Source organism: Methylophilus sp. Leaf408, assembly GCF_916856905.1.
Lineage (GTDB): Bacteria > Pseudomonadota > Gammaproteobacteria > Burkholderiales > Methylophilaceae > Methylophilus.
In genome coordinates this window covers 15,422-28,521 of the sequence record NZ_CAKASK010000002.1, presented here as the reverse complement: position 1 = coordinate 28,521, position 13,100 = coordinate 15,422, and the positions used below count along the sequence as shown (strand labels likewise).

General features: G+C 48.3%; 19 protein-coding genes. All 19 read left to right on the top strand.

Annotation, left to right across the window (positions count from 1 at the left end):
• The first annotated feature begins 8 nt into the window (after nt 1-8).
• Genes LPA26_RS10980 through LPA26_RS10890 form a run of 19 tightly spaced genes read left to right on the top strand, consistent with a single transcriptional unit; the run spans nt 9 to nt 13,027 of the window.
• The gene (locus LPA26_RS10980; protein ID WP_229008379.1) at nt 9-1,127 is read left to right on the top strand and encodes a flagellar basal body P-ring protein FlgI; all 1,119 of its coding nucleotides are present in this window, start codon (nt 9-11) and stop codon (nt 1,125-1,127) included.
• 17 nt (nt 1,128-1,144) lie between these two features.
• The gene (locus tag LPA26_RS10975) at nt 1,145-1,495 is read left to right on the top strand and encodes a hypothetical protein (RefSeq protein ID WP_229008378.1); all 351 of its coding nucleotides are present in this window, start codon (nt 1,145-1,147) and stop codon (nt 1,493-1,495) included.
• Nucleotides 1,496-1,497: 2 nt separating this feature from the next.
• The gene (gene flgC / locus LPA26_RS10970) at nt 1,498-1,932 is read left to right on the top strand and encodes a flagellar basal body rod protein FlgC (RefSeq protein WP_229008377.1); all 435 of its coding nucleotides are present in this window, start codon (nt 1,498-1,500) and stop codon (nt 1,930-1,932) included.
• A gap of 1 nt (nt 1,933) precedes the next feature.
• Complete coding sequence (gene fliE / locus LPA26_RS10965) at nt 1,934-2,221, top strand: flagellar hook-basal body complex protein FliE (protein ID WP_229008376.1); 288 nt, start codon at nt 1,934-1,936, stop codon at nt 2,219-2,221.
• Nucleotides 2,222-2,227: 6 nt separating this feature from the next.
• The gene (gene fliF, locus LPA26_RS10960) at nt 2,228-3,682 is read left to right on the top strand and encodes a flagellar basal-body MS-ring/collar protein FliF (RefSeq protein WP_370634372.1); all 1,455 of its coding nucleotides are present in this window, start codon (nt 2,228-2,230) and stop codon (nt 3,680-3,682) included.
• Nucleotides 3,669-4,238 (top strand): hypothetical protein, encoded by a 570-nt coding sequence (locus LPA26_RS10955; RefSeq protein ID WP_229008374.1) that lies wholly within the window; start codon nt 3,669-3,671, stop codon nt 4,236-4,238. The genes fliF and LPA26_RS10955 overlap by 14 nt, the downstream gene beginning before the upstream one ends.
• Before the next feature lie 17 nt (nt 4,239-4,255).
• Nucleotides 4,256-4,987, top strand: a complete 732-nt coding sequence (locus LPA26_RS10950; protein ID WP_229008373.1) for a FliH/SctL family protein — start codon at nt 4,256-4,258, stop codon at nt 4,985-4,987.
• Nucleotides 4,987-6,321, top strand: coding sequence for a FliI/YscN family ATPase (locus LPA26_RS10945; protein WP_229008372.1), 1,335 nt, complete (start codon nt 4,987-4,989; stop codon nt 6,319-6,321). Before LPA26_RS10950 ends, LPA26_RS10945 begins: the two co-directional genes overlap by 1 nt.
• Before the next feature lie 8 nt (nt 6,322-6,329).
• Nucleotides 6,330-6,761: a hypothetical protein gene (locus tag LPA26_RS10940; RefSeq protein WP_229008371.1), complete on the top strand. Its 432-nt coding sequence runs from the start codon at nt 6,330-6,332 to the stop codon at nt 6,759-6,761.
• Nucleotides 6,761-7,420 (top strand): hypothetical protein, encoded by a 660-nt coding sequence (locus LPA26_RS10935; protein WP_229008370.1) that lies wholly within the window; start codon nt 6,761-6,763, stop codon nt 7,418-7,420. Before LPA26_RS10940 ends, LPA26_RS10935 begins: the two co-directional genes overlap by 1 nt.
• A gap of 3 nt (nt 7,421-7,423) precedes the next feature.
• Nucleotides 7,424-7,843 carry a flagellar hook assembly protein FlgD gene (locus LPA26_RS10930; protein ID WP_229008369.1) on the top strand — a complete coding sequence of 140 codons (420 nt, stop codon included), beginning with the start codon at nt 7,424-7,426 and terminating at the stop codon, nt 7,841-7,843.
• A 15-nt stretch (nt 7,844-7,858) separates the two neighbouring features.
• Nucleotides 7,859-9,043, top strand: coding sequence for a flagellar basal-body rod protein FlgF (gene flgF / locus LPA26_RS10925; protein WP_229008368.1), 1,185 nt, complete (start codon nt 7,859-7,861; stop codon nt 9,041-9,043).
• On the top strand, nt 9,043-9,828 hold the full coding sequence (locus LPA26_RS10920; protein ID WP_229008367.1) for a hypothetical protein: 786 nt from the start codon (nt 9,043-9,045) through the stop codon (nt 9,826-9,828). Before flgF ends, LPA26_RS10920 begins: the two co-directional genes overlap by 1 nt.
• Nucleotides 9,829-9,840: 12 nt before the next feature.
• Complete coding sequence (locus LPA26_RS10915; RefSeq protein ID WP_229008366.1) at nt 9,841-10,206, top strand: FliM/FliN family flagellar motor C-terminal domain-containing protein; 366 nt, start codon at nt 9,841-9,843, stop codon at nt 10,204-10,206.
• A gap of 30 nt (nt 10,207-10,236) precedes the next feature.
• Nucleotides 10,237-10,557: a flagellar biosynthetic protein FliO gene (locus LPA26_RS10910; RefSeq protein WP_229008365.1), complete on the top strand. Its 321-nt coding sequence runs from the start codon at nt 10,237-10,239 to the stop codon at nt 10,555-10,557.
• A 16-nt stretch (nt 10,558-10,573) separates the two neighbouring features.
• Nucleotides 10,574-11,323 carry a flagellar type III secretion system pore protein FliP gene (fliP, locus tag LPA26_RS10905; protein ID WP_229008364.1) on the top strand — a complete coding sequence of 250 codons (750 nt, stop codon included), beginning with the start codon at nt 10,574-10,576 and terminating at the stop codon, nt 11,321-11,323.
• Between the two features lie 2 nt (nt 11,324-11,325).
• Nucleotides 11,326-12,063 (top strand): sigma-70 family RNA polymerase sigma factor, encoded by a 738-nt coding sequence (locus LPA26_RS10900; RefSeq protein WP_229008363.1) that lies wholly within the window; start codon nt 11,326-11,328, stop codon nt 12,061-12,063.
• A gap of 20 nt (nt 12,064-12,083) precedes the next feature.
• Nucleotides 12,084-12,650 carry a hypothetical protein gene (locus tag LPA26_RS10895; protein ID WP_229008362.1) on the top strand — a complete coding sequence of 189 codons (567 nt, stop codon included), beginning with the start codon at nt 12,084-12,086 and terminating at the stop codon, nt 12,648-12,650.
• Nucleotides 12,650-13,027, top strand: a complete 378-nt coding sequence (locus tag LPA26_RS10890; RefSeq protein ID WP_229008361.1) for a hypothetical protein — start codon at nt 12,650-12,652, stop codon at nt 13,025-13,027. Before LPA26_RS10895 ends, LPA26_RS10890 begins: the two co-directional genes overlap by 1 nt.
• Nucleotides 13,028-13,100 lie beyond the last annotated feature (73 nt).

The window sequence follows — 13,100 nt, the reverse complement described above, 5'->3', positions numbered from 1 at the left end:
GACGGGTGATGCGCACAATGAAATTTCTTTTGCTATGCATGCTGGTGTCTGTTCAATCAGTACAGGCCACTGAATCGGTAAGATTGAAGCAATTAGGCAAGATAGACGGATGGCGCGAAAACCACTTGGTGGGATTCGGTATCGTAACCGGCCTGGCTGGCACCGGCGACTCCACAAGGAGTAAAGCAACTCGCCAGACATTAGCCAACTTCATGTCCAATTTTGATGTGTTGATTGCTCCCGAGCAGGTAAATAGCCGCAACGTAGCAATCGTGAGTGTGATGGCCTTAATGCCGCCAGTAGCACACCTTGGTGACCGTGTTGATGTCACTGTTACTTCAATGGGTGACGCTAGAAGCCTTGTCGGGGGCACTTTGCTTCTGGCGCCATTGAAAGGGCCAGATGGCAAGGTATATGCCTTGGCACAAGGCCCGGTATCGGTGGGTGGTTATCGTTATGACCAATTTGGCAATGTCGCGCAAAAAAACCATCCTACCGCAGGTGCAATCTCTGGTGGGGCGCAGGTAGAAGTGGAAGTCATCGCTTCTGCCCTTAACGCTGATGGCTCAGTCAATTATGTGCTGGCGGACCCCGACTATACAACAGCGGAAAGAGTGGAACGCGCCCTGAGCTCAAAACTGGGCTTCGGCTACGCGAAAATTGTTGATTCCAGCACAGTGCATATCACACCGCCTGCCAGGTTTGCCAATAACCGGATGGATTTCGTCTCTGTCATAGAAGCGATTCAGATCGAACCTGATACCCGGGCCAGGGTGGTGGTCAATGAAAAAACCGGCACTATCGTTTCTGGTGGCGAAGTCAAACTATCCAAAGTAACAATCGCCCATGGTGATTTGCGTGTCTCTATCCAGAACAGGTTTTCGGTTTCACAACCACAGGGCGTTCTATTCCGTCCCTCAGCTGGCATCCGTACTCAAGTCATCCCCAATACGCAAATCAACGTCAATGAAGAAAAAGGCGATCTGGTGGAGTTACCCGAGTCCTCCAGTGTGGGTGATTTGCTGCATGCCCTGAAGAAAACCAGGGCGAGCACGCGAGACACGATCACTATATTGCAAGGTATCAAGACAGCTGGCGCACTGCATGCTGACTTGATCATCCAATAATCAGGAGAGTATAAGAAATGGTTCATTCACTAACGTCAGTGATGGTCGAATCTGCACTTGATGGCACATCGCTTCGGCACATGGCACTTGCAAGCAATATTGCCAATGCGCATGCGGAAAACTATAGGCCTATGCAGGTGGAATTTGAGTCGCAGGTTGAAGCCCTGCGTAGCAGCGGCATGGCGGGTAGCCATCAAGGACTAACGCCGCAAATCACCTATGGTGCCAACACCACAGGCGGAAGCAACGCCGTGGATATCAATATGGTGCTGCTAAACCAGAATACCTTGCACTACCAATCGCTGATCAAAGGTATGAACCATTACCTCGGCATGATGAGTGCTGTATTGAGAGAGGGCAGGGGTTAAGTATGAACTATCTAAAAGCATTTGAGATCAGTGCGGCTGGCCTCAACGTGGAACGTACCCGGCTGGATGCCAGTGCCATGAATATTGCCAATGCGCATACCACCCGTACGGTCAATGGCGCGCAATACATCCCATTAACCGTGACCACCTCTTCCAAAATTAAAGGGTTCCAGGCACAGGGATTGCAGATGGGCGACCGTGTTGCCATCCCATTCGCCAGTGTCACCCAGCAGTTCAATAGCTTGCCAAAACTGGTATTCGAACCTTCTCATCCGGATGCCAATAAAGAAGGTTTTGTAGCTTATCCTGGGGTAGATACGGTCATGGAGATGGTCAACGTAATGTCAGCGGTCCGCGCCTATGAGGCAAATACAGTGGCCATCAGCGCCGCCAAAGCGATGGCCATGAAAGCGATAGATCTGGGTTCAGGAGCTTAAGATGCAAGGTTTAGAAGGTGTATTTCCAGTAGGGGCAGCGTTTCCCATTCAGGGTAGCGAGCCTGCTACTGCAGTTCAACCGGGTTTATTCATGCATGAGCTGGATAAACTCAACCATACCGTCACCAGCAGTGAAGCCTTATTACAAGACTTGGCGGCGGGCAAAACCGACAATATCCACCATGTCATGCTAGCGCTGGAAGATGCCAAATTAACTTTGCAAATGGCCTTGCAGGTACGAAACAAAGTGGTTGAAGGTTACCAAGAAATATTAAGAATGCAAATTTAGGGGTAAGTGGTGGATTTTATAAAAACAAGCTGGGCGGGATCAAGTCCGCTGGCGAAAGTGATGTTCGTGCTTTTTTTAAGCCTGATCCTTGTGTTTACCGGATTAGGGGCTTATTGGCTATTAAAAGATGAGTATGAAGTTGTCTATGATGATCTAACGCAACAGGATGCCGCTGCCATCGTCACCGAGCTGGAGCGCGTCAAAGTGCCTTATCGGCTTAATCAGTCAGGTACGACCATTTTGTTGCCAAAAGAGGAAGCTGCACAAATCAAGTTGAAACTGGCTGGCAAAGGTGTCGCGAGTACCAATAATGTTGGTTTCGAGTTATTTAATAATGCCGAATTCGGTATGACTGAGTTCGCGCAAAAGATTAATTATCTGCGGGCATTGCAAGGCGAGCTTGAGCGCACCATCGTGACTTTTGCCGGTGTGAAAAGTGCCAGGGTGCATTTGGTGCTGCCAGAATCCACACTGTTCAAGCGCAAGATCAGTAAGACTAAAGCCTCTGTTTCTATTGTCACCAAAGATGGCGAGGATATCGCCATTGAACAAGTGGTGGGTATTCAGCGCCTGGTGGCTTCTTCAGTGGCTGATCTCAGCCCGGCGGATGTCACTGTGATGAACCAGCAGGGCGTCGCGCTCAACAAGCAGGTTATGCTTAACAATGAAGAGGCCGATCCCTACCAGCGATTAGAGGTCAAGAAACAGCTGGAAAATTATTTCACCAATAAGCTAAATCGTATCCTGGATAAAGTAGTGGGCAGCGGCAAGGCCATCGTCACCACTGATATCTCCCTCAATTACGATGAAGTGAAGGTCACCAAGGAAGATATTGTTCCCTTGCCCAATACCAAGGGGCAATCGGTGGGCGCCATCTATAAACAGCGTATCACCAGCCAGGTAGAGTCGGCCGACAAACTAAGTAATTTCTCTGAGGATCAGGCGCAGATGCCGCCGCCAACCAGTGGCTCTCAAGAAGTTGAGTTTGCCAATAACAGGCGTATTGAGCATATATTAAGTGCACCGGGGGCCATACATAAGATATCGGTAGCGGTGGTGTTACCAGAAAACACCGATTCGCTGACACTGTTAAAAGTCAGGGAAGTTGTGGCTGCTTCTGCTGGCATCAACCCCGTACGTGGCGATCAAGTCATCGTGCATGCTATCAGTACTTACCAGTCTGGAACCAGCCAACCTGAAGTCAGTCAGTCGCCGGACCAAATGTCTGAATTGCCCGCTTTGGAACAGCCAGCGCAGTCAACGAATGCTATCGCGGTGCCAGCGACCAGTAAATATGCGGCTTATTACTGGCTGGTGCCAATACTGGCTGTGCTGTTGTTACTGGTGTTGTTGCTGAAATGGCGCCGCCCCCAGCCATCCAATAAGCTATCGCAGGCTGAGCGGGATAAATTGCTGCAAGAAATCAACCATTGGGCGACTGGCAAGCATGATGGACCTTGAGCATTTGAACCAGACCAGGATGCTGGCTTTAAAACTGAGTACCTTGACCCCTGAGGATTTCCAATGGGTGCAGGCGCATGTGCCTGAGGACACATTGCATACGCTGATTCCGCTGGTTGATGAGATAAGGCAGCTGAATTTTGGGTTGCAGTATGCAGAGCTGATCGAACTGCTAAAGTTAAATAGCAAGAAGGATGCAGCTAAACAAAAAAGCCAGCACGAGCTGATGAACGACCTGCAATGGGAGGATTTATTACGGCTGTTTCATAATGAAACGGATACCTTGTTGCCACTGTTCAGCAGCTTGCATGATTGGCAATGGAAAAGCAGCCCTAAATTCATTGAGTACCGGAAACGCCGTAGTCATCAGTTTGGTGAGCACTGGGTCGAAAGACCATTGCTGAAAGAAGCTTTGCTGAGCATCGTTGGCGATGCATTGTTGAACGATGCCCATTTGGTGCCACATATAGGTAAAAGTCGCTGGGCAAAGTTCAGTGAGACGGTGAAAAGTGGTATCCACCGCGCCTGCACATTTAGGCGTAAGCAGCCGTTTTAGATGAAACGATCATTCATATGTCAGAATTCCTGATTCCCATATTGCATCAGCTTCCACCGGTGGAAGTGCCTGTCACGCCAGCGATTGACGCAATCTTTTCACCTGCACAGGTCGCCCCCGATACAAGTCTATCTGCTTCTGTCGCCTCTGTACCATTGCATGATAAAACCTTAATGCCGGCTGAGGCGCCACAGCCGGAGAATAGTGAAAAGTTACTCTCGGAAATAGAAGCGCTCAAAACCCTGGCCTATGAAAAAGCCTACGCCGAAGGCCTGACGCAAGGCAAGGAAGATGGACTCAAGCGAGTTTCTGCTGACATGAAGCAAAGCCTGGGGTTATTAAAAGAAGTAGAAGAGACCTTCAAGGAACAATGCCAGCAATACATTGCGGACCTGGACACGGTGATTGCCGCTATCGTTTTTGAAGCCGTACTCAAAATTGTTGGCAGCGAGATCAAGCAGCCGGTGAATCGTGCTGAAATCATACAGCAGGTGATTGCGCAGTATGACGGCCACCACATGTTGCAGATACTGGTTAATCCTGCGGATATAAAGACTCTCAAACAGACATTACAGCACAGCGATGCCGAGCAGGCGACGCTGCAAGCCTTAGTCTATCCTGATAGCAAAGTCGCCGTGGGTGGTTGTCGCATTGTGTTCAAAGAGGGAATTGTGAATACGGATATACACAAACAGTTGCAGGCATTCGCTGTGCACCTTTCTCAGCATACTCTGGGACAGTCATCGTAATGGATACCTTGCTGCCGACAGAGCGCTGGACTCAATACCTGCACAAGCTTGAAACGGCAGCGCTCGTGCGCAAAGGTGGCAAGGTGACTTCCGTCTCTCCGCTGGGGCTGGAAGCGGTAGGGCTGGAAGCGGCAGCCGGTGACCTGTGCGAGATCATTGCCAGCCAGCAGGCGGCAGGTGTCTTACTGGCCCAGGTGGTACGGGTGACAGAAGCAAGCGCTTACCTGATGCCGCTGGGCGATACTGCCGGTGTCGGCATCGGTTGTGAAGTAAATGCACTGGGTAAGTCATTCAAGATAAAAGTGGCAGACGATATGCTAGGCGATGTGGTGGATAGCCTGGGCCATAGCCTGAGTGGCCGTGATGGCTACAAGAAACATGAAGAAGTGAATGTCAAGACGCCTGCCATTAATCCGCTGGGAAGGCAAAAGATTGATCGCCCGTTCCTGACCGGCGTACGCGCAATAGATGCTTTTATCCCGGTGGGCAAAGGGCAAAGGATAGGCATCTTTGCTGGCAGTGGCGTAGGTAAAAGTACTCTACTGGGTATGATCGCCAAAAATGCCGAAGCCGATGTCAATGTGATCTGCCTGATCGGTGAACGTGGGCGTGAGGTCAATGAATTCGTCGACCATACGCTGGGTGAAGATGGCATCAAGAAGTCTATCGTGGTGGTAGCAACGGCAGACCAACCTACCTTGCTGCGCGAGATGGCGGCGTATACCGCGACTGCCATCGCAGAATACTTCTCGCAAAAAGGTAAGGACGTGTTGCTGATTATGGATTCCGTCACCCGCTTTGCCATGGCGCTCAGAGAATTAGGGCTTTCGATTGGAGAACCCGCGACTTCCCGAGGCTATACGCCTTCGACCTTTACTGAGTTGCCAAAATTAATTGAACGGGCTGGTTGTTTCAAAAACAGGGGTTCCATCACCGCCATCTATACGGTACTGGTAGAAGGTGATGACATGAATGAGCCGGTAGCAGATAGCTTGAGGGCAGTGCTTGACGGGCACATCGTGTTAAGTAGAGACCTGGCCAATAAAAACCATTACCCGGCCATAGATGTGCTGAAAAGTATTAGTCGCCTGGCCAGCGACCTATGGAATAGTGAACAGAAAGAAGTCATTAGCGGCCTGCTGAAAGTGCTCAGTCTATCGGTTCGTTACAAAGACATGATAGATCTGGGCGTATACCGCTCCGGGAGTAATCCCGAGCTGGATAGGGCACTAGCGATATTGCCCAGGCTAGAGACATTCCTGACACAGAGCCAGGGCGAACTGGTGGCAAAGGAAACTTTGTTCCTGCACCTGGCAAAGATACTGAATGAATAGGTGACAGGATGAGACTGGAATCATTAAAGAGCCTGTTAAAACTGAAGGAGCAGACCCTTCAGTTACAGCGTGCCGATTACCAGCGCCTGCTTGACATGGAGCAAGGACTGCAAAAAGAGCTGCGCGATCACAGGCACATGGTGCAGCAATTCATCGCGGAATCACAATTCACAGCGGCCGGGTTCAGCCGTGATGTCTTATTGCAAAACAAAAACTACCTTGAGTTGCTGGCGAAGGCAGAAAAGCAGATGCATCAAAAAATTGAGCAAGCCGGACAACTGGTAAAAGATGCGTTTGCAAGTTTGAACGAAACCATGCAGGAGTACCGGGTGCTGGAGCGGTTTTTCGAGCGTCGCGCCTCAATCAGCCTGGCTGAGACATTGAATGCCCAGTTCAAGCTGGATGATGAGATGGCCTTATTGGCACAGGGAGGCAAATAGTGAAAAGCGGATTGATTAGTGGCCAGGCGTTAAGCCTTGTGACTGGGCAAATGCCACGTGAAAACCAAAACCAAGGTTTATGGCAGAAACAGCTGGAACAGGCTTCGTTGTGGCAAACCAACCTGTCTATTACTTCCTTCAAGAGCCAATATGATTTACCACAACGAGACAGCCATCAGAATGCGCAAAGCGAAGCCCGCCACTTGCAGGCCGAGCAATTATCTACGACGGGCAGCAAGCATTTGGTTGAACCGAGTATGGATAAGCATGTTCAAGCTGCGGTAGCCAGCCGCACCACCGTTGCGGGCCTGCATAGCGTCGAGCGTCATGGTCAAGCCGTGACTGCTCAAGCTGGGGCGCTTCCTCAATACAGTGTGGAGGGAGCCGTGGCTGCGAATAAAACGGATGCCTCGCTATTCAGTCCGCGCCTCAAGCCGTTGTTGACGAATGCACGCATCTGGCAGAAGCAGCACATCTTCATGTCTGATATCGAGGGTGTGAAGCAGCTATGGATTCGGGACAATACGGTTACAAAAGGAATGACAGGAAAGCTGGCTGCGGGCTTGTTAGGCTCTATGTCGCAATTAGGGGTGGAGTTGAACAGTGTCGTGGTCAATGGTCAGTTGGTCTTTGCAAAAAATCACGGAATAAAGGAGTAGTTTATGGCGGTCGATTTATTAGGTGGCGCATCCTCAGTACAGCAGGCTACCAATGCTGTACAAAGCTCATTGGGCCAGGAAGAGTTTTTGAAGATATTGCTTTCCCAGTTGCAATACCAGGATCCGCTCAAGCCTTTGGATAACCAGCAGTTCCTGGCGCAACTGGCGCAGTTTTCCACACTGGCACAGACTTCGCAATTAAATGACAGGATAGATACCCTGCTTAATATTCAGTCAGCCAATCAATCGGTAGGTCTGATAGGCCGCACGGTGGAAGTGCAATCCACGGTAGGTGATGTAGCTGCAGTCGGTGTGGTCACATCACTAAGTTTTTCCAGTGGGCAGCCGTTTATCAATGTTAAAAAAGCTGATGGCGAGATACTGACTGGCATTACGCTTTCCCAGATTTCGGTCATCCGATAAGGCAAGGAGACACATATGCTTGATAGTATTTATATAGGGATGAGTGGCCTGACCAGTTTTTCCAAGGGCTTGTCCAACATCAGTAGCAATGTCGCCAACCTGAATACAACAGGTTTTAAAGGCAGCGAATTACAGTTTCTAGATCTGTTTTACCAGCGCCAGCTTTCTTCCGGGTATGCCTCCAACGGTAATGGCCATTATCAGGGTAGTGGTGTGAAAGCAGGTGAGTCTTCTGTCAAGTTCACCCAGGGCGATTTCCGACAAACGGGTAATGACCTTGACGCCGCCATCACCGGTAATGGCTTCTTTATTGTCAAGAAAGACAATAAAACCTTTTTCACGCGGGCCGGACAATTTGAAATCAATGATAGCGGTAACTTGGTCACCAGAGATGACGGCGCATTGGTGCAAGGCTACAGTGGTACTTCGCTCAAAAATATCAATATCTCTGGTAGCCGTAGTGTGCCAGCCACCGCCACCACTCAGGTCAGGCTGTCAGATACGTTGTCCATCAATGACGCCACCTTTAATTTATCCAATGTAAATATCATCGACTCGCTAGGCAAGGAGCATCCGGTGACCATCAGCTTTGTTAATAACAATGCCACGGTTGCCGGACAATGGACTTTCACCATTAAAGAAGGCACCAACACACTAGCCACAGGCGCGATTAATTACTCTGGCTCTGGCGTCCCGGTTCCTGGGCAGGAGCAGTTCACTTTTACTTTTGCGCCGACTGGTGCCATTTCTAATCAGGTGACTATCGATTTCAGCAATACTAATTCCTTGTCCGCCAGCAGTTCCTCCATCAAGCTATCCAGCCAGAATGGCGTGAAAGCAGGTTTTCTCACCAAAACGGCGCTGGACAATAATGGTTTCCTGGTCCTGAGTTATTCCAATGGTCAAACCAGACAGTTCCAGCAACTGGCACTAGCCAACGTGGATAACCTGTCGTCTTTAACGCCGGTTGGAGGTAACCGCTTCACACAGGATGGCAAGGCCAAGCTGGTGATCAGCACAGCGGGAAACATGGGCTTGGGTACCTTGCAAGTATCCGGTGTGGAATTATCCAATGTCGATCTGGCACGGGAATTCAGTGAGTTGATCGTGGTACAGCGCGGCTACCAGGCTTCATCACAGGTGATTTCTGCAGCGAATGAAATGATCCAGCAATTAGGCGATATCAGGGGCAGACGATAGTGGTTAACCAGGAATATTACCCGTATGTGCTGCTTGGTGATTCAGATATCAAGAAAGTACTAAGCAGGTTGCAGGAGGTGATACAGCCTTTTTGGGTAGGCTGGTTTTCTGATAAACAGCCGCTTGAGTTGCAAATTAAGAGTGCTAACCAGCACCTGAATATTCATGTCCCACATTGGGAGATTGCCAGCAATACACCATCTACTTGGATGGCGATCGAACATGCGGATAAGTTGAATGAGTTTTTCATGGCGCAGTTGACAGGCATCCCCAGGCGCAAAGTGTCTGAAAGCTCTTCCATGATCTCAGCTTTGTATGAACGTTTTGCTGCCGATTTCAGGAAAATCATCTTTGGCAGTATAGGCCAGGTGGTGTTAGGGGGCGTTCACGCTCTACTGCAAAACAAAGGTTGTGGCGCGCTGGTGCTGAAGGTGACCATGGCAAACAAACAGGTGTTCAATCTGGCACTCGGCGGCGACTTCATTAAGCATTTGCTCGCTGAACGGTTCACTGTCCGGGAGGCAGATACTAGAGGTGCGCAGTCTTTTGGCAGGGCACTGTTCGATCAGCTCAGCGTTCATGTGGCGGTGTCAGCCGGCGGATTGACATTGCCCCTGCAAGCGGTAAAAGCGTTCAAAGTGGGACAGGTGCTGCGGCTTGACAAGAAAACCTCTGAGCCTTTCAGTCTGGTTTACCAAGGGCATGGTCCGCTTCCTACCCATATAGAAGATGTGCAATATGGGCGCCAGAGCGCACATAAAGTCTTCCAATTATTAATCAAATAGCAGGAAAAAAGCATGGTACAAGAAAAAGCAGCAAGTGGATCAGGTAAAACAGAAGCGGATAAGAGTGCAGTAGATAAAAAAGTAGCTTTGCCCGAATTGCAAGAGCATATCGGCGAAGCCGGGCTGAGCGAGAAAAAGTATGAGTTGTTCTCCGACCTTGAAGTCACCTTAGATGCAGTGGTTGGAGAAGTGGCTTTGACTGTGAGTGCTCTCATGGCCAAGAAGCAAGGTGAAATCATCCGGTTAAATGAAAACGTGGATACCCCGATCAAGCTCAAGATGCATGGCAAAGTCATCGCTACCGGGCAGTTGGTGGTACAGGAGGATTCTTTCGCTTTCAAGATCGAATCCATAGAGACTGAGCAACCACAAGATTAAGTTGCTGGATTCACTGACAGGAATAGCATTTTGCAAACACAAGGTAAATACATGACAGGCAGTGAAGGGCATCCGCAGGCAACTGCAGGAGATGAGAGTCACTATTGGATGAACTTTTTCAGTAGCTTTCTTGCGCTGGCGATTGTAGCAGTGGGCGTGTTGGCTTTTCTGAAAAAAAGATATGGGCTGGGCGAAGTTAAAAGCAAACCACAACAACTTAAAGTGGAAGAGCGCATACAGCTTGGTCCTAAAAGCCAACTGATTGTCGCCAGTTATAGGGAGCAGCGTTTTATGCTCTCGCAAGCGGGCGATAACGTCACCTTTTTAACAGAATTAAAAAATAATGAGTAAAAGCAGGCTATTACACATGCTTAAAAGATCGTTCCTTCTCTTGCTGCTATTGTTCATTTTTCAGCATGCGGCATATGCTGTTGAAATCAATGGCGCAGCTGGCGCCAGCGAGCTGTTTCCTGGTGTAAAAAGCACGGCGCTGGCTGAGCCGTTAAAGGCTTTTGTCTACCTAACCTTGCTCAGTGTGATGCCGTCCCTGCTGGTGGCAACCACTTCTTTCCTGCGCATCATCATTGTGCTGTCCATGCTCAGACATGCCATCGGCATGCAGGACACACCACCCAATGTGGCGCTGATCAGCATAGGCTTGTTCCTGACACTTTTTTCCATGCAACCCGTATTCACACAGGTCATTAATAACGCCTGGCAGCCATTCAATAATAACCAGATAGGATTCAGTACCGCTTTCAATGAAGCGCAGAAACCGTTCCGAGACTTCATGCTGCACAATATTAAAGAGCGCGACTTGCAGTTGATGTATGAGGTTTCCAATGAAGAGCCGCCAGAGATGGTGGAGGATGTTTCCATCCTCAAAGTGATCCCTGCTTTTATGCTGAGCGAACTGAAAACGGCATTCCAGATCGGCTTTATGATTTTCCTGCCCTTTTTGTTGGTGGATATTATTGTCGCGAGTATATTGAGTTCCTTGGGCATGATGATGGTGCCACCGGTGACAATTGCGTTGCCATTAAAGGTTCTGATGTTTATTCTGATTGATGGCTGGAACCTGGTTGTGAAAGCATTGATGGCAAGTTTTGCATTGTAGGTATGCAACGGTTTTCTGTCACAGAGGAGGAAGAGAAATATATATGGGACACATATATTTCTAATCCTACTCAGGAAAACAAAAAAGTATTAGTGGCTAGTTATGATGGGTATGTGAATGCGATTGCCGCTAATTTATTTGCGAACAGACAGGTCATCGACATACAGTTTAATGAATATAAGCAATATGGCTTGGTTGGATTGCTAGAGGCGTTGGAGCGATTTAACCCAGCCCAGGGTGTGCATTTTAAAACTTATGCGACACACCGTATTCGTGGCTCCATTCTTAGCGGTATTGAAAAGTACTCCGAGCAGCAGCAGCAGATTTCGCACCTTGCTAGATTAAGACAAGAGCGTATGCAGAGCTTGGTAAATACGCAAGCTAAAGCAGTAGAGCGCGATGCTTTCTTGGAGTTGGCTGAAGTCGCATTTGGCCTTGCGATTGGTATCATGCTTGAAGGAACAACGCTATTTAATACTGAAGTGGTACAGGTACAATCAGATGTATATAAAAAGCGCGAGTTGTCTGACTTATCAAAACTGATTACAAGATTGATTGAGTTGTTGCCAAAGCAGGAGCAGCAAGTACTGCAGCTGCATTATTATCAAAAACAGGGGTTTGATGAAATTTCCCGCTCACTTGCAATTACAAAGGGGCGAGTATCCCAGATTCATAAAAGAGCAATTTTAGGTTTACAGCGATACTATGATGAGCTAAAACTTCATAGGATTGATTATTGATTAAAAATTAGGAATCCATAATGGCCATTTATTCGAATTTAAATCAGGAAGAACTATTACATCTTGCGATTGAGTCAATCAAACAAGGTGACCATGGGGTTGCTATTTCTTACCTTAAGGAAGGCGTAGAAAAGTTTGCTGACGATCCTAAGATTGCTTATGTGCTCGGCGCAGAATATGCGCAAATTGGCATGTTTGAAAAAGCTGAATTGGAAATGCGGAGAGCCATTGAATTGGATTCTAGTTTGCACACGGCAAGTTTCCAACTGGGGTTGATGCAATTAACGCAGGGGCGAAATCAGGATGCTGCAATTAGTTGGAAGTCGCTAGATGCTTTACCGGAAACACATTGTTTATGGCTTTTTAAAACGGGCCTGAATCATATGGTCGCCGGGGAAAATGAGCTTGCCAGAAAATTACTGGAAGAGGGGATTCAGGCCAACGATTTTAGCCCGGAATTAACCAAAGATATGAGAATGGTGCTTGATGAGCTACCCAACGACGAGATAAATAGCGAAGTTGATCCGTCAGAAGCTTTAGGCGGCCAGGCATGGATGAATGCTTATGGGATGAATAAGAGCGAATAATGGATCCCATTAGTTCCCTTTTAAAACTGCTGGAATATCAACGCCAGCAGTCATCGGGCCAGGTCACCAAAGATACTGCACGAGGCAATGCAAAAACGGTTGCTGCAGGTGGGCATTTTACAGGGAGTACTGCGGCTACGCTGGAAGAAGTAAAGCTAAGTGTGAAAGAACAGCTGAAAAAGATGGACAAAAAAGACCCTGAATTCAGCGGCAAGGCCTTCCGTATTTTTGTGCACAATATACTGGCCTGGAAACTTGGGTCGGAGATTTTGAACGATACTGCTTTTAATGAAATTGCTTATGAAGTTGAGCACTTAATGCTTCAGGATGCTAATTTAAAACGACAGTTCGAGACAATGTTGAACGAACTCGTTTGATAAGCCTGTCACGTCTTTTTCAGTTCTTTCAGTGTATTAAAGGCGTATTGTATATTTCAAAAAAATTCTATAT